The organism is Photobacterium sp. DA100 (genome assembly GCF_029223585.1).
Lineage (GTDB): Bacteria > Pseudomonadota > Gammaproteobacteria > Enterobacterales > Vibrionaceae > Photobacterium.
Genome location: NZ_CP119423.1, coordinates 3,631,967 through 3,647,433, shown reverse-complemented (window position 1 = coordinate 3,647,433; position 15,467 = coordinate 3,631,967). Strand labels below are relative to the sequence as shown.

Below are 15,467 nucleotides of genomic sequence, written 5' to 3'. Positions count from 1 at the left end.
CAATTGCGGATTATCCCATGCTAAAGAATCCAGTTCAGCTCCGTTTAGAAAAATTAGAACCATGGCAACACATTACCTTTATGGTGTCACTGTGTGAACGAATGTATCCCAACTATGCGTTCTTCTGTCAGCAAACGGAGTTCGCGGACGAGCAGAAATATCGTTCTATTCTGGACAGCATCTGGGAAGTGCTGACCGTCAAAACGGCCAAGATTAATTTCGAGAAGCAGCTGGAGAAACTCGAAGAGCTAGTGCCAAATGCCGAAGAGTTCGATCTTTATGCGGTGAACCCTGCGATTGATGCCTGTGCGGCGCTGGCCGATTTGCTGCATGCGATGTTGGACCGCGACCTGATGTTGGAAACACTGGCAAAGTTGAGTTCGCTATCGGCCGAAACGGTGGCGGACCTCGAGTTTGCCCAGACCGGTGTTGAAATCACTAACGAAAACCAGAAAGAAAATGAAGCGGTATGTGCCGAGTGGGACATGCAATGGGCGATTTTCCGTGCGCTGAAAGAAGCTGAGCGCCGTGATATCGAACTGATCAAAGGTCTGCGCCAGGAGCTGCGCGAAGAGCCGGTCAGCAATATTGGTATCGAGCTGTAAGCGACCTACCTTGAGAAGAGAAGGGCCCCGGGGCCCTTTTTTTATCTTTGATGTTCTTCGCTTTTCCCGGCGGAGGTAGAGACAAAACGGCTACCTGTGTGGATGTAACGGTATTGTGAAGTTTTAAATCTTGACAATGAGTGTACTGGCTGGAGTTTTTCGCTGCTTTTGGTGTGTTCGCTAATCCATTCCACTTATTTTATTTTTCTGCTTGTATTGTTCAGCTGTCGCCGTTTATAACAAAGGTGTCGCGGAAAACGCATTGTTTTCTGTTTTTTATCTGTCAGCTAGGACGAGTTATGCCAGTATCAGCTATCAACACTGCTGCTCACTGCAATGGTTGCAATGCCGTTGCGGCTAACCTGCTCCTCCTGCTCTCTCTGGGTCTTATCCGGGGCTGACAGGCCGTATCTCAATTTTCCTGTCAGCTTGAAGCGAAGCTGACAGGTCAATATTCCCACCCGAATTCTCCTTAGTTTCCTTCAAGCCGACGCGGTAGAGGATAACTATGTTAAGTGCACGCAACATCGCCGCCTTGGGCTTTATGACTTTCGCCATGTACCTTGGTGCTGGCAACCTGATCTTTCCCCCGTTTCTTGGCCAGCAGGCCGGTGAACACTTTGCTTCCGGCATGGCTGGGTTCCTGTTGACAGGGGTGGGCCTGCCGGCATTGGCTCTGGTGATGGTGGCGCTGGTCAATGGCTCCGATAACCTGACAGCGGCCCTGCCCAAACCGGTTGCAACGGGATTCTGGGTGATGGTCTTTATTGTGATAGGCCCAGCCTTCGTGATCCCACGGGCCATTACCGTCGCCTACCAGTTTAGCTTTGCCCCCTTTGTCGGTGAGGCGGCCCTGTTGCCTTTCACTGTGGTGTTCTGTCTGGCAACCATCGTGTTTGCACTCTACCCAGGTAAACTGGTCGATACGCTTGGCAAGTGGCTGACTCCGATGCTGGTGGTGATCTTGTCCGTGCTGGCCGTCACTGCCTTTATGTCTCCGGCCGGCGATGCATTGGCCGCCGTGGGGCCCTATCAGGACAAAGCGTTTGCCGAGGGGCTGACTCAAGGCTACATGACCATGGATGCTCTGGGCTCGATTGGCTTTGGCTGGATCATTTTCCGTGCGATCCGAGAAATGGGGGTGGAGTGTCCGAAAGCAACCGCCAAATACACCCTGATGGCGGCAGTGATGTATGCCGTGGCGATGGCCTTGGTATACCTGTCGTTGGCCTATATCGGCTCAACCAGTGCCAGCCTGGGTTCGGCATTCGGCAATGGTGGTGAGATCCTGACAGCGTTCACCTTGAGCCATTTTGGCACCTCGGGCAGCGTCTTGCTTGGTATGGTGATGATTTTGGCCTGTTTGACCACGGCAATTGGCGTTACTACCGCAGGCAGTGAGTTCTACAGCCGTACATTCCAGCCGGTCACCTATCCGCGCAGTGTGTGGGTAACGATGATAGTGGCTGGGCTGGTAGCGAACCTTGGCTTGGAACAGCTATTGGCAATCACCCTGCCGGTAGTTGTGGCCTTGCACCCGGTTGCCATTGCTCTGTTGGTGATTGCTCCGTTGCGCCGCCGCTTAGCGACACCGGCGGTAATGGCCGCGGTGACGACCGCACTGGGTTTTGGTGGCGTGGATGCCCTGCATATCCTGGGCAAGATGCCGGCTGGGATGGATAGCTGGTTGGCGCAGCACCTGCCGCTCTATAGCGATTATGCCGGTTGGGTGGTACCAAGCTTGCTGGTGGTGGCGATGGGGGTTGTCGGCAGTTGGGTGGCGCGCCCAGTGGTGGCTGCACAGTCTTGAGCCGAAAGGTGACTCAATGATAAAAACAAAGGGGGCCAGCAGGCCCCCTTTGTTTTTTAGTGCGGTTATCTAGTGTAAGAAATAGACACAGTTACTCGTCGTCTTTACTTTCGATTACGCCGTGGGTTTTCTTCCACTTTTCCCAGCGCTGGTAGGCCAGCTGCTGCATGTCGGTGTTCTTGTCCGCTTCATCGACAATTTCCTCGCCCACCAGGTGTTCGAAGATGTCTTCCATGGTGACTAGCCCTTGGACGGTGCCGTATTCATCGACCACCAGTACCAGCTGGGAACGCTCTTTCATCAGCTGCTCGAAGGCCTTCGGTACGCTGGCGTTGTTCATGATGACCGGCAGCGGGCGCATCAGGGTACCAAGCTCCTTCTGGCCTCGGCCAGCCTGGCTTTCGGCAAACAGCTCAAGGCGATGGACGAAGCCAAGGATATTGTCTTTTTGCTCGCTGTAGACCAGCGGGCGCGAGAACGGGCTGTCTTTGTGCTGCGACAGGAACTCGTTGATCGGTTGCTCGGCATCGACACGGAACAGTACCGGGCGCGGTGTCATGATCTTGGTGACGCTGACCTCACGGAATTGCAGCAGGTTGGTCATGATTTTCGACTCGCCTTCAGCCAGCTCGCCCGACTCTTGGGCAAGCATTGCCATCGCCGACAGTTCGTCACGCAACTTAGGGGCTTCATGGCCACGGGACAGGCGGCGTGTGATTTGTTCTGACACCCATACGAATGGTGTCAGGGCCCAGACCATCCAGCGCAGGGTTGAGGCAGAGGCGGGTGCCAGCTGGCGCCAGTAGGTGGCACCGATGGTCTTCGGGATAATTTCTGAGAATAGCAAAATACCAATCGTCAGCACGCCGGAGAATACACCTAGCCATTGGCTTCCGAATACCACTGCGGCTTGCGCGCCGGCGGTGGCCGCACCAATAGTGTGGGCAATGGTATTGAGGGTCAGGATCGAAGCCAGTGGGCGGTCGATATTGTCTTTCAGGGCCGCTAGGCGATCGGCGGCAGGGTGCCCTTGCTGACGCAGAGTACCGATATAGCTAGGGGAGATGCTGAGCAAAACAGCTTCCAGGACTGAACAAATAAACGAAACACCAATCGCAACAGCGATGTAAATCGTAAGGAGTATCATGCTTACCTTGGTAAAAAATAACGGATAACGCCTATATTAATCGGTGTTGAAGCGAATAAATACAACTATTTCAGTCTTCATATTAGTAACATTTTGTGAACTTGCGCTCAGTTTATGGTTAAAGAGCCCGCACCTAACCACATCAGAGCTGACAAACCTTTGCCACACGGGCTTCTTTTGAATTAGAGTTGATGCGTCTTAAGAAAAAACCTTAGAAGGGAAACCTAATGAACAAGACCCAACTGATTGACCTGATCGCTGAAAAAGCAGATCTTTCTAAAGCTCAAGCTAAAGCTGCTCTAGAGTCTACGCTAGACGGTATCACTGATGCGCTTAAAGAAGGTGACCAGGTTCAACTAATCGGCTTTGGTACTTTCAAAGTTAACCACCGTGCAGCGCGTACTGGCCGTAACCCACAAACGGGTCAGGAAATCCAGATCGCAGCAGCAAACGTACCTGCTTTCGTTGCAGGTAAAGCACTGAAAGACTCAGTGAAATAATCTATACTCCGCCAGGTATCTATCTGGCGGAGTTTTTCCATGAAGCGACTACTGACTTTTCTTACCCTCTCGCTATTGGCGGGATGCGCCTCCAATCCCACAGTCCCTGAAAATAATATTACGCCAGTGTTGACCCATACCGGTGGCCAGACCCTCGGTGATAGCGCGTCAATCTATTGGTTTACCTCACAGCAAAACCGCCCTGTAAGTTTAGCTGATCGGGTGATGGCCAGTGACTATGGTGACTATCGTACCGATTACCGCTGGCGCGATGGCAAACTGAGAGAAATAAAACGCGAAGGCAAGCAGTTTGATGAGCAGCAGATCAAGCCCTTCTCTCTCCATGTTCGCTACGATACTTTGGGCAATGCGGTATTCCAGCGCTATACCCTGGGAGATGAGCTGATCCCGCTGAGCAGCGATCAGCTGCAGCAGTTGGTCCAGGAAGCTAAGCACGGTACCGATGTGGTCAAGCAGCAGCGCAAGGATGATCAGTCCTTGGTGCAAGGTTTTTGGAAGCAGGGGCAGTTCTATCGCTGTGCTGATCAGCGTCCGTTGAAGGTCAACTTCTCCCCTGAGCTGCCCGATTATGTGCAGCAGCAACTGTTGGAGCATCAGCAGGACGGCTATATGGCGGTCATTGGCCAGATCCGTCGCGGTACCTTGACGGCCGCGGCACTGCTGCTGCTCAACGATAACCAGCCCACCTGTCTGGCAGCACCGGTACTGCTGACGAACTGATAGCGCCGCAAGGGTGGTGCAGGAAACGAAAAACGCGCCTTTGGGCGCGTTTTTTGGTTTTCAGCCAGTTTGCCGTGCTGCGATTAGGCCTCTTGCTGCTCGCGGGCAACGGCACGGTAGCCGATATCGTTGCGGTGGAACATGCCGTTCCAGCTTACCTGCTTGGTCAGTGCATAGGCTCGCTGCTGGGCTTCAGAAACTGAGTTACCCAGTGCCGTGGCACAAAGTACGCGGCCGCCATTGGTGACGATAGCGCCTTCGGCGTTGGTCGCCGTTCCGGCGTGGAAGATCTTCTGGCCCTCAACGTCTGCGCCAGGCAGGCTGATCACATCGCCTTTGGCGTAGCTCGCCGGGTAGCCGCCAGCGGCCAGGACCACACCGATCGAAGCGCGTGGGTCCCATTTCGACTCAGCTTGATCCAGCTTCTCGTCAATCGCCATCAGGCACAGCTCAACCAGATCCGATTCCATACGCATCATGATCGGCTGGGTCTCAGGATCGCCGAAGCGGCAGTTGTACTCGATAACTTTCGGCGTACCGTCAGCAGCAATCATTAGGCCGGCATACAGGAAGCCAGTATAAGGGTGGCCTTCAGCCGCCATACCGCGTACGGTAGGGTAGATCACTTCTTCCATGATGCGGTTGTGGATCTCTGGGGTAACCACTGGTGCAGGCGAGTAGGCACCCATACCACCGGTATTCGGTCCGGTGTCTTTGTCGCCGACCCGCTTGTGGTCTTGGCTGGTGGCCATCGGCAAGACATTCTCGCCATCAACCATCACGATGAAGCTCGCTTCCTCGCCTTCAAGGAATTCTTCGATAACCACACGGCTGCCAGCTGCGCCGAAAGCGTTGCCTGCCAGCATGTCTTTGATGGCCTCTTCGGCTTCTTCGAGGGTCATTGCGACGATAACCCCTTTACCGGCAGCCAAACCGTCAGCCTTGACCACAATCGGTGCACCTTGTTCGCGCACGTACGCCAAGGCAGGTTCAATCTCAGTGAAGTTCGCGTAGGCACCGGTTGGGATCTGGTGGCGGGCCAGGAAGTCCTTGGTGAAGGCCTTAGAGCCTTCCAGCTGGGCAGCTGCTTCGGTTGGGCCGAAGATTGGTAGGCCTGCGGCGCGGAAAGCATCCACTACGCCGATCACCAATGGTGCTTCGGGGCCAACAATGGTCAGCTCAATGGCTTTTTCTGTGGCAAAGGCAACCAGACCTGCAATGTCTTCAACGCCAATAGCAACATTTTCCAGTTTAGGTTCAAGCGCAGTACCTGCGTTGCCCGGGGCAACGAAAACGGTCTCAACATTTGGGTTTTGTGCGGCTTTCCAGCCTAGCGCGTGCTCGCGGCCGCCAGCGCCAATAATCAATACATTCATCTTTAACCCCTTACTGCTGTGCCATTTTCCTGATTTCTGTGTCAAGCATGCTCATTTATACCTATAAACTCCGCGTGCTTTCCTTGACCTCTGAAAAATGGCTTTGCATTAAAATCATGAAAGCCTTTAGTCATATCGTTTGATGAGTCAAGGCTAAACCTAAATATGATAAAGCCTAGGGTAAACCCTAGGCTTATGTGATTAGTGGCGGAAGTGGCGCATGCCCGTAAAGATCATCGCCATGCCGTGCTCGTCGGCGGCGTCAATCACTTCCTGGTCGCGCATTGAGCCACCTGGCTGGATCACACACTTGATACCTGCTTCAGCGGCTGCATCGATACCGTCACGGAACGGGAAGAAGGCATCAGACGCCATGACGCTACCTGCCACTTCCAAATTCTCGTCTGCGGCTTTGATACCGGCGATTTTCGCGGAGTAAACACGGCTCATCTGGCCCGCACCCACACCGATAGTCATATTGCCTTTAGCGTAAACAATTGCGTTAGATTTAACGTATTTAGCGACTTTCCAGCAGAATAGAGCATCGGTTAGCTCTTCTTCTGTTGGTTGGCGCTTAGAGACAACTTTAAGGTCAGCTGCCGATACCATGCCCTGGTCACGGTCTTGAACCAGCAGGCCACCGTTGACGCGCTTAACGTCGAAGCCAGTAGTCTTGCTGCTCCATTCGCCACACTCGAGCAAGCGAACGTTTTTCTTGGCCGCTACCACCTCAACCGCTTCGGCAGATACGCTTGGTGCGATGATCACTTCGACGAACTGGCGGTCGACAATGGTTTGTGCAGTAGCTGCATCTAGCTCTTTGTTGAAGGCAATGATGCCGCCGAACGCAGATGTAGGGTCGGTTTTGTAAGCACGGTCGTAAGCTTCAAGGATGTTGTCACCTAGCGCTACACCGCAAGGGTTGGCGTGTTTAACGATGACACAGGCCGGTTGGTCGAACTCTTTGACACATTCAAGTGCCGCATCGGTATCCGCGATGTTGTTGTAAGACAGCGCTTTGCCTTGGATCTGGCGAGCCGTCGCAACCGATGCTTCTTCCGGGTTGCTCTCAACGTAGAAGGCGGCAGCCTGGTGGCTGTTTTCGCCGTAGCGCATGTCCTGCTTTTTCTCGAACTGCTGGTTGAAAGTACGTGGGAATTTAGACTCCTCGTCGCCTTCCTTGTTGTCACCGTATGATGGCACCATGGTACCGAAGTAGTTGGCGATCATACCGTCGTAAGCGGCAGTGTGCTCGAAAGCCGCAATAGCTAGGTCGAAACGGGTGGCATGGGTCAGTGAACCGTCGTTGGTCGCCATTTCAGTCAGGACACGATCGTAGTCGTGGGCATTGACGATAATGGTCACGTCTTTGTGGTTCTTCGCAGCAGAGCGAACCATCGTCGGGCCACCGATATCGATGTTTTCAACCGCATCTTCCAGGGTGCAGTTTGGGTTGGCAACCGTGGCGGCGAACGGGTAGAGGTTGACCACAACCATGTCGATCGGGGCAATGCCATGCTCGTTCATCACTGCATCGTCAGTACCGCGACGGCCCAGTACCCCACCGTGGATTTTCGGGTGTAGGGTCTTGACACGACCGTCCATCATTTCAGGGAAGCCTGTGTGATCGGAAACTTCAGTCACCTTGATACCCTGCTCGGCAAGCAGGCGGGCTGTGCCACCTGTGGACAGGATGTCGACACCACGATCGGCAAGCGCCTGGGCGAACTCAACAATACCAGTTTTGTCTGACACGCTAATTAGCGCACGGCGGATAGGACGAGCGTTTTCCATTGCAACCATCTCTTTGTAAACACGGAGGACTATTTGCCAAAACCCAGCGGGCATGGAGGCTGGATTTTGGTAAATACCCTCGGCTAGAATCGAAGATACACACTGTGCTGTCGTTGGGATGTTGTGATCAACGTGGCATATTTTACATTAATTCCATCACTACGCAAACGTTTGCTTTTTGTTGTTTGCTTATCTCTGAAGGTTGGGCGGTATGTATTTGATTGGCCAATTGGCTAAGCACTGTGGTGTTAGCAGTGATACGTTGCGGTTTTACGAGAAGAATGGCTTGCTGGTACCGGCCGGGCGCAGCGAGAGTGGCTACCGGCTCTATAGCGAAGATGACCTGTCGCGTATCCGTTTCATCCTTCGGGCCAAGGCGATCGGCCTGAGCCTAGATGAAATTAGGGAGCTGCTCGATATCCGGCTCGAGGCTAGCCAGCACAGCTGTGCCGAGGTCAAGGCGATCACCCAGGCCAAGCTGGACGAGGTCGATCGCAAGATGGCGGAGCTGTCACGGATCCGCAAGGCCCTGAAGAAAATCAACGATGCCTGTTGTGGCCATGTCGATGATGATGCCAGCCATTGCTCTATCCTCGAAGCGTTGGGGGAAGAAGAGTTGGAGGGCCGCTGTACCGAGCATTAGCCTGAAAATGGCGCTAAATCAGACAAATTATATTGGGCGGGCGGTGAAGTTGTGGTAGCGTCAAAGTATCGCCTTGTTATTGATAGGGAAAGTCATGTTGAAAGTGAATGAGTATTTTGATGGCCAGGTTAAGTCCCTGGGATTTGAAACGTCTGGCGAGCGTGCCAGTGTCGGGGTAATGGCAGCGGGTGAATACACCTTTGGTACTGCAGCTCCGGAGCGCATGACGGTGGTTAAGGGGGCCCTGACGGTGAAGCTGCCGGGCCATATTGAGTGGGAAACTTATTATGCCGGTGATGACTTTGAAGTGCCGGGTGACTCTTCGTTTGAGGTGAAGGTTTCCGAGCCGACCGCCTACCTGTGTGATTACCTCTGATCAAAAGCGCTTCACCGAGGTGAAGCGCTGCCCTTTCAGGCGCCGCCTGTGGCGCCGTCATTGCATGTTGGTTTTATTCTGGGATAAGCACCGTGTCGATGACATGGATCACCCCGTTGCTGGCTGGTATATCCGCCGTAATGACACTGGCGCCGTTGATGGTGACCTTACCCTCGTCATCGGTTTCGATGGCCACCGTTCCGCCTTGGACCGTTTCCGGCAATTTTAGCTTGGCCACCTCCGCCGAAGAAATGGCGCCCGGTAAGACATGGTAGGTCAGCACGGCCTGTAGTTTTTCTTTGTTATCCGGTTCAAGCAGCTCTGCTAGCGTGCCTTCGGGCAGTTTGGCAAAGGCATCATCGGTTGGCGCCAATACCGTAAACGGGCCTTTTCCTTCCAATGTCCCCACCAAATCGGCGGCTTTGATAGCCATCACTAAGGTTTGGAAATCGTCATTGCTGGCCGCGACCTGAACTAGGTTCTTTTCCACCTCGCTGGCTTCATGGTGCTCGGCCAAGGCCAGACCGGTAAAACAAAGAGCAAAAACAATTAAAGAGCGGTTGAAGATACGGAGTATGTGATTCATTGCTGCAGCCTCATTGTGATTGTCATCGAGCATATAACGTACAAGCAAGCAGTATGGTTCACCCAACAAAGTGGTAGGTCTTATTTTCGAGACTGCGGGAGATGGCGCGGCCAAGCTGGTGATTATTAATATGATGAATAAAGAAAAAGCCCAATCCAGATGACTGGATTGGGCTTTTTTCAATCAGAGAACCGAAAGCGGCTTAGTTCATGCCGTATTTTTTCAGTTTCTTGCGAAGAGTACCGCGGTTGATACCCATCATAGTTGCCGCGCGGGTTTGGTTACCGCGGGTGTACTGCATGATGGTGTCCAGCAGTGGCTGCTCAACTTCAGCAAGCACTAGCTCGTACAGATCATCGACTTCCTGACCGTTTAGTTGAGCCAGGTAGTTTTTCAGTGACGCCTTAACAGAGTCACGAAGTGGCTTCTGTGTGATTTGGTCCTGTGAAGTAACAGTGGTTACTGTCAATGCTTCGGAAGTCAGATTTTGTTCGAACATATTCTGTAAGCTCTTCTCGTATTTATGCAACGTTGTCGAAGTAGCCTTGCAGCGCATCGAGTTGCTGTTGGGCATCCTCGATTGCGTTGAAGGTCCGGCGGAAATCACCTGCTGGGGCATGCTCTTTCAAATACCAGCCCACGTGCTTGCGCGCGATACGCAAGCCCAGGTACTCGCCGTAGAAGCGGTGGAGTTCCTGAACATGGCCCAGCATAATGCTACCAACTTCATCGAATGATGGAGCCGGCAGGTGTTCGCCAGTTGTTAAGTAATGGTGGATTTCCTGGAAAATCCACGGCCGACCTTGGGCAGGGCGGCCAATCATCAAGCCATCGGCACCGGTGTAATCCAGTACAAAGCGTGCCTTCTCCGGTGAGTCGATATCACCGTTCGCAATCACCGGAATCGAGATCGCTTCTTTCACTGACTTGATGTAATCGTATTCTGCCTCGCCTTTGTACATGCAGGCTTTGGTCCGGCCATGAAGAGCCAGCGCCTGAATGCCACACTGTTCGGCACGTTTGGCAATATCGACACAGTTTCGGTTTTCAAGATCCCAGCCGGTACGGGTTTTGAGCGTAACCGGGACATCGACTGCCTCGACCACTGTGCGAAGGATATCTTCGATCAGCTCGGGGTACTGCAGCAGGGCTGAGCCTGCTAGGCGCTTGTTGACCTTTTTGGCGGGGCAGCCCATGTTGATATCGATGATTTGCGCACCGTTTTCAACGCTGAACTGAGCCGCTTCGGCCATCAATTTAGGATCGGCACCGGCGATTTGCACCGAGCGGATCCCTGATTCGCCTTCATGTACCATGCGGTTCTGGGACTTGGACGTTTTCCACAGGTCTGGGTTAGACGACATCATTTCGCTCACTGCCATTCCTGCACCGTAGCGCAGGCACAATTCGCGGAAAGGCCGATCGGTCACACCTGCCATTGGGGCGACTATCAGCTGGTTGTTAAGTTGATAAGGACCGATCTTCAAACGTCTATTCCTGACTATGCCAGTAAGGGCGCGCATTTTACGCATTTTTTCCCCTTCTGAAAAGGCCAATAATTGAGCATTTAGGTTTTGAATTTCAAAACTGTACTTTTTTCAATCAATTGACTGTTTATCGAAGAGGAAAAAGTCGATTATGCTTTGTGGCCTGAAATGCGGCACCACTCTTCACGGGCCGCAATTGGGTCAAGCTTAAGTTCGTCGCTGTAGTAGGTTGCGACATCCTCTGCCTGGCTCTCCAGTACCCCCGAGATAGCCAGTAGGCCACCGTCCTTGACCAGGCTCTTGATCACCGGCGATAGCTCGCGCAGTGGGCCCGCTAGAATGTTGGCCACCACGACGTCTGCCTGGATCCCTTCTGGCTGATCCTGTGGCAGGTACAGCTCGAGGTTGTCGGCAACGCCATTGCGCTCGGCGTTGTCACGGGAGGCTTGGATCGCCTGAGGGTCGATATCGATACCGATCACCTTCTTGGCACCCAGCTTCAGAGCGGCAATCGCCAGGATGCCCGAGCCACAGCCGAAGTCGATAATGGTTTTGCCGGCCAGATCCTGGCCGTCCAGCCACTCAAGGCAAAGCGAGGTGGTCGGGTGGGTACCGGTCCCGAACGCCAGGCCCGGATCCAGCATCACGTTTACTGCGTCAGGTTCAGGGACCTCACGCCAGCTAGGGCAAATCCACAGGCGGCGGCCAAAGCGCATTGGGTGGAAGTTGTCCATCCATTCGCGTTCCCAGTCCTTGTCTTCCAACTGCTCGATCTTATGGGCAAAATCGTCGGCAATCAGCGGGCTGTTCTTGAGCATCTCCAGGACAAAGTTCATATCCGTTTCTGCATCGTACAGGCCGACCACATCGGTATCGCCCCACAAGCGGGTTTCACCCGGCAGAGGTTCGAATACCGGCGTGTCCTGGGCATCAAGGAAGGTTACCGAGACTGCGCCCGTCTCTTCCATCAGCATGTCGCCGATAGCTTCAGCATTCTCAGCCGTCGCGTTCAGTTTGATTTGAATCCAAGGCATGGTTATTTCGCTTTTTGGTTAGCTAAATTCAAGGATGCGGAGTCTAGCATGATTTTTAGCCAGTTAAAAAAAAGATAGCACCCGAAGGTGCTATCTGAAGGTTGTTTTAAACCTGTTGTAGGGTCTGCTGCGGAACTGGCCTTGCTAGGCTCCCTAAAACGAAGGTGACAAGGCTAATCGCCAAGGTGGGTACGATGGCATGGATACCGCCCAAATCGGGCTTGAGCATGGATAGAGCGATATAGCAGGCCAGCCCGCTGACCATGGAAGCGAAAGCGCCGGTCGCCGATGCCCTTTTCCAGTACAGGCCTAGGACTAGCGGCCACAGGAACACGGCTTGCATGCCGCCAAAAGCCAGCAGGTTGAGCCAGATGATCATATCCGGCGGGTTGGTGGCCGCGACAAAGACCAACAGCGAGAAGATCCCGGTGACCCACAGCGACAGCTTTGGCAGTCGGCTTTCCGCCTCCGGCCCCAGGGCCGCATTTGGGTTGATGTAGTTCAGGTACAGATCCTTGAGCAGGGTGGCCGAGGCCTGGATCAGCTGGGAGTCGATGGTCGACATGATGGCGGCCATTGGCCCGGCAAGGAATACGCCTGCAACCACAGGCGGCAGCACCGTTATCATCAATGTCGGCATGATCTGATCTGGGCTGGCAATATCCGGCACGATGGCTCGGCCCAGCGCACCGGCTAGGTGCATGCCGAGCATCAGGAATGCGACCATGGCGGTGCTGATCACCATGCCCTTGTGCAAAGAGGCTGTCGATTTATAGGACATGCAGCGCACCGCAGCATGGGGTAGGCCGATGACCCCGAAACATACCAGCACCCAGAAACTGAGCATGAAAGGTTGGCTGAGGAAGTTGTCAGGGCCGAATGGGGTGATCAGTGCCGGGTCGATACGGTGTAGTTCCCCCATCATCTCACCAATGCTGCCGCCAGCGTGGACAATGCCAACCAGTAGGGCAATGGTGCCGATGATCATCATGATCCCCTGTACGGTGTCGGTCATGACCACGGCGCGGAAGCCGCCGATAGTGGTGTAGAGGCCGACTGTGGCGGCAAACAGGATCAACCCGTGGTGGTAGGACAGGCCGGTGACGGTTTGCAGCAGGCGTGCGCCGCCGACAAACTGCACCACCATAGTGCCGAAAAAGGCCAGCAGCAGCGCCAGCGAAGCGAAGATCACCACCGCGCGGTTTTTATAGCGGGCATAGAGAATATCGTTCAGCGTCAGGGCGTTGTGCCGGCGAGCCTCGATGGCAAATTTTTTGCCTAGCACCCCGAGGGTCAGCCAGGCGGCCGGCAGCTGGATCATGGCCAGCAGTACCCAGCCGAGGCCCATTTTGTAGGCGGCGCCCGGCCCACCGATGAACGAGCTGGCACTGGCATAGGTGGCGGCCAGCGTCATGGCCAGGACAAAGCCCCCCATGCTGCGGTTGCCGACCAGATATTCATTGAGAAAGCCGCTGCCACTGTCGCGGTGGCGGCGGGTGTAAATGGCAAGGCCGAACACGGCCATCAGGTAAAGAACCAGTGGGATCAGCAGTTGGCTATTCATCATCTGCCTCCTGCTCGATTTCGAGCGACATGTCGCGGTAGATATACTTCACCATCAGGCCGCAGAGCACGGTGAACAGGACAGGGCCGATAATACAGGCCAGCAGGAACCACAGCGGGAATCCCCAGTATAGGGTAGGCAGGCTTTCGTCTATGCCGTTAGGGGCAAAAGCATAGGCCGAGAAATACCACCAGGCGAAGTAGGCCAGAGCGAGGCCGACAGCCCATTTGGCTTCTTTGTGGGCCTGGCGATAGCGCGCAGACAGCGTTTTCATGGTGTTTTTTCCGGTTGATGGGCAGCGAAGGGGCAGCGTGAAGGTGCGCCTTTGCTCATTCTTCATACAAATTTAAGGAGGCTATTGTGGCAAAAGTTAGCAGGGAGCGCTAGGAAGCGAGCGAAAATGCGATACAAAGAGATAAAAAAAGCTGCCGAAGCAGCTTTTTACTGAGGATGTCAACCTTACTGCAGGCCGAGTTTCTTCTCGAGATAGTGGATATTGGCTCCACCGTGCTGGAAGTTCTCGTCTGCCATGATTTCCTGCTGAAGAGGAACATTGGTCTTGATACCGTCGATGATCATCTCGCCAAGCGCATTCTTCATGCGGGCAATCGCCACGTCACGGTTCTCACCGAAGGTGATCAGTTTACCGATCATTGAATCGTAGAATGGCGGTACACTGTAGCCGGTGTAGATGTGCGACTCCCAGCGTACGCCCATGCCGCCAGGCGCGTGGAAACGTTCGATTTTGCCTGGGCAAGGCAGGAAGCGCTCAGGATCTTCGGCGTTGATACGGCACTCAACCGCGTGGCCTTTGATCTTGATGTCATCCTGGGTGTATGACAGTGGCTGACCCGCGGCGATGCGCAGCTGCTCTTTGATCAGGTCAACGCCGGTGACCATCTCGGTCACTGGGTGCTCAACCTGGATACGGGTGTTCATTTCGATGAAGTAGAATTCACCGTTCTCGTACAGGAACTCGAAGGTACCGGCACCGCGGTAGCCGATTTCGATACAGGCGCGGGTACAGCGCTCACCGATGTACTTACGCATTTCCTCGGTGATGCCCGGAGCCGGGGCTTCTTCTACCACTTTCTGGTGGCGACGCTGCATTGAACAGTCACGCTCACCCAGGTGGATGGCACCGCCCTGGCCGTCAGCCAGTACCTGAACTTCGATATGGCGTGGGTTTTCCAGGAATTTCTCCATGTAAACCATATCGTTGTTGAAAGCTGCTTTGGCTTCGGCACGGGTCATCTGGATAGCTTCGATCAGCTCAGCTTCGCTGCGTACCACACGCATACCACGGCCACCGCCGCCGCCTGATGCCTTGATGATCACCGGGTAGCCGATGCGCTTGGCAAAGGCTTTGTTCTTGGCTTCATCGTTATCCAGTGGACCGTCAGAGCCTGGTACACAAGGAACGCCGGCTTTTTTCATCGAGGTGATCGCAGAAACCTTGTCACCCATTAGGCGGATGGTCTCGGCTTTCGGGCCAACGAAAATAAAGCCAGAGCGCTCTACCTGCTCGGCAAAGTCTGCGTTTTCAGACAGGAAGCCATAGCCTGGGTGGATTGCCACCGCGCCAGTGATTTCAGCCGCACTGATGATGCGTGGGATGTTCAGGTAGCTCTCGGTACTTTTTGCCGGACCAATACAGATCGCTTCGTCAGCCAATAGCACATGCTTGAGATCGCGGTCGGCAGTAGAATGCACCGCAACCGTCTTGATACCGAGCTCTTTACATGCGCGCAGGATACGCAGCGCAATCTCGCCTCGGTTGGCAATTACAATTTTATCTAGCATA

At 54.1% G+C, this 15,467-nt stretch carries 17 protein-coding genes; 6 read left to right on the top strand and 11 right to left on the bottom strand.

The window, feature by feature from the left end; all coding sequences use genetic code 11:
* The first annotated feature begins 17 nt into the window (after window positions 1-17).
* On the top strand, window positions 18-605 hold the full coding sequence (locus PTW35_RS16630) for a DUF416 family protein (RefSeq protein ID WP_281025895.1): 588 nt from the start codon (window positions 18-20) through the stop codon (window positions 603-605).
* Window positions 606-913: 308 nt separating this feature from the next.
* Here the strand turns inward: PTW35_RS16630 and PTW35_RS16625 are convergent, their stop codons facing one another.
* Window positions 914-1,066 (bottom strand): hypothetical protein, encoded by a 153-nt coding sequence (locus PTW35_RS16625; protein WP_281025894.1) that lies wholly within the window; start codon window positions 1,064-1,066, stop codon window positions 914-916.
* A gap of 47 nt (window positions 1,067-1,113) precedes the next feature.
* Here PTW35_RS16625 and brnQ point away from each other — a divergent pair, with 47 nt between their 5' ends.
* Window positions 1,114-2,415 carry a branched-chain amino acid transport system II carrier protein gene (brnQ, locus tag PTW35_RS16620; protein WP_281025893.1) on the top strand — a complete coding sequence of 434 codons (1,302 nt, stop codon included), beginning with the start codon at window positions 1,114-1,116 and terminating at the stop codon, window positions 2,413-2,415.
* Window positions 2,416-2,506: 91 nt separating this feature from the next.
* Here the strand turns inward: brnQ and PTW35_RS16615 are convergent, their stop codons facing one another.
* Window positions 2,507-3,562 (bottom strand): hemolysin family protein, encoded by a 1,056-nt coding sequence (locus tag PTW35_RS16615; RefSeq protein ID WP_281025892.1) that lies wholly within the window; start codon window positions 3,560-3,562, stop codon window positions 2,507-2,509.
* Window positions 3,563-3,789: 227 nt separating this feature from the next.
* Here PTW35_RS16615 and hupA point away from each other — a divergent pair, with 227 nt between their 5' ends.
* Both hupA and PTW35_RS16605 read left to right on the top strand, forming a co-directional pair.
* Window positions 3,790-4,062 carry a nucleoid-associated protein HU-alpha gene (gene hupA, locus PTW35_RS16610; RefSeq protein WP_107301220.1) on the top strand — a complete coding sequence of 91 codons (273 nt, stop codon included), beginning with the start codon at window positions 3,790-3,792 and terminating at the stop codon, window positions 4,060-4,062.
* Between the two features lie 39 nt (window positions 4,063-4,101).
* The gene (locus PTW35_RS16605; RefSeq protein ID WP_281025891.1) at window positions 4,102-4,803 is read left to right on the top strand and encodes a DUF1481 domain-containing protein; all 702 of its coding nucleotides are present in this window, start codon (window positions 4,102-4,104) and stop codon (window positions 4,801-4,803) included.
* A gap of 83 nt (window positions 4,804-4,886) precedes the next feature.
* Here PTW35_RS16605 and purD read toward each other — a convergent pair whose 3' ends face one another.
* Both purD and purH read right to left on the bottom strand, forming a co-directional pair.
* Window positions 4,887-6,179, bottom strand: coding sequence for a phosphoribosylamine--glycine ligase (gene purD / locus PTW35_RS16600; RefSeq protein ID WP_281025890.1), 1,293 nt, complete (start codon window positions 6,177-6,179; stop codon window positions 4,887-4,889).
* Between the two features lie 201 nt (window positions 6,180-6,380).
* On the bottom strand, window positions 6,381-7,973 hold the full coding sequence (gene purH, locus PTW35_RS16595) for a bifunctional phosphoribosylaminoimidazolecarboxamide formyltransferase/IMP cyclohydrolase (RefSeq protein WP_281025889.1): 1,593 nt from the start codon (window positions 7,971-7,973) through the stop codon (window positions 6,381-6,383).
* Window positions 7,974-8,184: 211 nt separating this feature from the next.
* On the opposite strand from purH, the gene zntR reads away from it, so the two are divergent.
* Window positions 8,185-8,616, top strand: a complete 432-nt coding sequence (gene zntR, locus PTW35_RS16590) for a Zn(2+)-responsive transcriptional regulator (RefSeq protein WP_281025888.1) — start codon at window positions 8,185-8,187, stop codon at window positions 8,614-8,616.
* Window positions 8,617-8,710: 94 nt separating this feature from the next.
* Window positions 8,711-8,992 (top strand): pyrimidine/purine nucleoside phosphorylase, encoded by a 282-nt coding sequence (locus PTW35_RS16585; RefSeq protein WP_222552951.1) that lies wholly within the window; start codon window positions 8,711-8,713, stop codon window positions 8,990-8,992.
* A gap of 73 nt (window positions 8,993-9,065) precedes the next feature.
* Here the strand turns inward: PTW35_RS16585 and PTW35_RS16580 are convergent, their stop codons facing one another.
* The 7 genes from PTW35_RS16580 to accC all read right to left on the bottom strand — a co-directional run bounded on the left by PTW35_RS16580 (window position 9,066) and on the right by accC (window position 15,466).
* Entirely contained in the window at window positions 9,066-9,578 is a 513-nt protein-coding gene (locus PTW35_RS16580; RefSeq protein ID WP_281025887.1) for a fasciclin domain-containing protein, read from the bottom strand.
* 202 nt (window positions 9,579-9,780) lie between these two features.
* Window positions 9,781-10,077, bottom strand: coding sequence for a DNA-binding transcriptional regulator Fis (gene fis, locus PTW35_RS16575; protein WP_005372656.1), 297 nt, complete (start codon window positions 10,075-10,077; stop codon window positions 9,781-9,783).
* 22 nt (window positions 10,078-10,099) lie between these two features.
* Complete coding sequence (gene dusB, locus PTW35_RS16570; protein WP_281027543.1) at window positions 10,100-11,065, bottom strand: tRNA dihydrouridine synthase DusB; 966 nt, start codon at window positions 11,063-11,065, stop codon at window positions 10,100-10,102.
* A gap of 149 nt (window positions 11,066-11,214) precedes the next feature.
* Entirely contained in the window at window positions 11,215-12,099 is an 885-nt protein-coding gene (gene prmA / locus PTW35_RS16565) for a 50S ribosomal protein L11 methyltransferase (protein ID WP_281025886.1), read from the bottom strand.
* A 106-nt stretch (window positions 12,100-12,205) separates the two neighbouring features.
* Window positions 12,206-13,663, bottom strand: coding sequence for a sodium/pantothenate symporter (gene panF / locus PTW35_RS16560; RefSeq protein WP_281027542.1), 1,458 nt, complete (start codon window positions 13,661-13,663; stop codon window positions 12,206-12,208).
* Entirely contained in the window at window positions 13,656-13,937 is a 282-nt protein-coding gene (locus PTW35_RS16555) for a YhdT family protein (RefSeq protein WP_281025885.1), read from the bottom strand. The genes panF and PTW35_RS16555 overlap by 8 nt, the downstream gene beginning before the upstream one ends.
* Window positions 13,938-14,122: 185 nt before the next feature.
* Complete coding sequence (gene accC / locus PTW35_RS16550) at window positions 14,123-15,466, bottom strand: acetyl-CoA carboxylase biotin carboxylase subunit (RefSeq protein ID WP_044622077.1); 1,344 nt, start codon at window positions 15,464-15,466, stop codon at window positions 14,123-14,125.
* Window position 15,467 lies beyond the last annotated feature (1 nt).

What these genes read in the sequence shown, in the direction of transcription:
- PTW35_RS16630 (WP_281025895.1), top strand. Translation starts at nt 18, where the DNA reads ATGCTAAAGAATCCAGTTCAGCTCCGTTTAGAAAAATTAGAACCATGG.
- brnQ (WP_281025893.1), top strand. Translation starts at nt 1,114, where the DNA reads ATGTTAAGTGCACGCAACATCGCCGCCTTGGGCTTTATGACTTTCGCC.
- PTW35_RS16615 (WP_281025892.1), bottom strand. Translation starts at nt 3,562, where the DNA reads ATGATACTCCTTACGATTTACATCGCTGTTGCGATTGGTGTTTCGTTT.
- hupA (WP_107301220.1), top strand. Translation starts at nt 3,790, where the DNA reads ATGAACAAGACCCAACTGATTGACCTGATCGCTGAAAAAGCAGATCTT.
- PTW35_RS16605 (WP_281025891.1), top strand. Translation starts at nt 4,102, where the DNA reads ATGAAGCGACTACTGACTTTTCTTACCCTCTCGCTATTGGCGGGATGC.
- purD (WP_281025890.1), bottom strand. Translation starts at nt 6,179, where the DNA reads ATGAATGTATTGATTATTGGCGCTGGCGGCCGCGAGCACGCGCTAGGC.
- purH (WP_281025889.1), bottom strand. Translation starts at nt 7,973, where the DNA reads ATGGAAAACGCTCGTCCTATCCGCCGTGCGCTAATTAGCGTGTCAGAC.
- zntR (WP_281025888.1), top strand. Translation starts at nt 8,185, where the DNA reads ATGTATTTGATTGGCCAATTGGCTAAGCACTGTGGTGTTAGCAGTGAT.
- PTW35_RS16585 (WP_222552951.1), top strand. Translation starts at nt 8,711, where the DNA reads ATGTTGAAAGTGAATGAGTATTTTGATGGCCAGGTTAAGTCCCTGGGA.
- PTW35_RS16580 (WP_281025887.1), bottom strand. Translation starts at nt 9,578, where the DNA reads ATGAATCACATACTCCGTATCTTCAACCGCTCTTTAATTGTTTTTGCT.
- fis (WP_005372656.1), bottom strand. Translation starts at nt 10,077, where the DNA reads ATGTTCGAACAAAATCTGACTTCCGAAGCATTGACAGTAACCACTGTT.
- prmA (WP_281025886.1), bottom strand. Translation starts at nt 12,099, where the DNA reads ATGCCTTGGATTCAAATCAAACTGAACGCGACGGCTGAGAATGCTGAA.
- panF (WP_281027542.1), bottom strand. Translation starts at nt 13,663, where the DNA reads ATGAATAGCCAACTGCTGATCCCACTGGTTCTTTACCTGATGGCCGTG.
- PTW35_RS16555 (WP_281025885.1), bottom strand. Translation starts at nt 13,937, where the DNA reads ATGAAAACGCTGTCTGCGCGCTATCGCCAGGCCCACAAAGAAGCCAAA.
- accC (WP_044622077.1), bottom strand. Translation starts at nt 15,466, where the DNA reads ATGCTAGATAAAATTGTAATTGCCAACCGAGGCGAGATTGCGCTGCGT.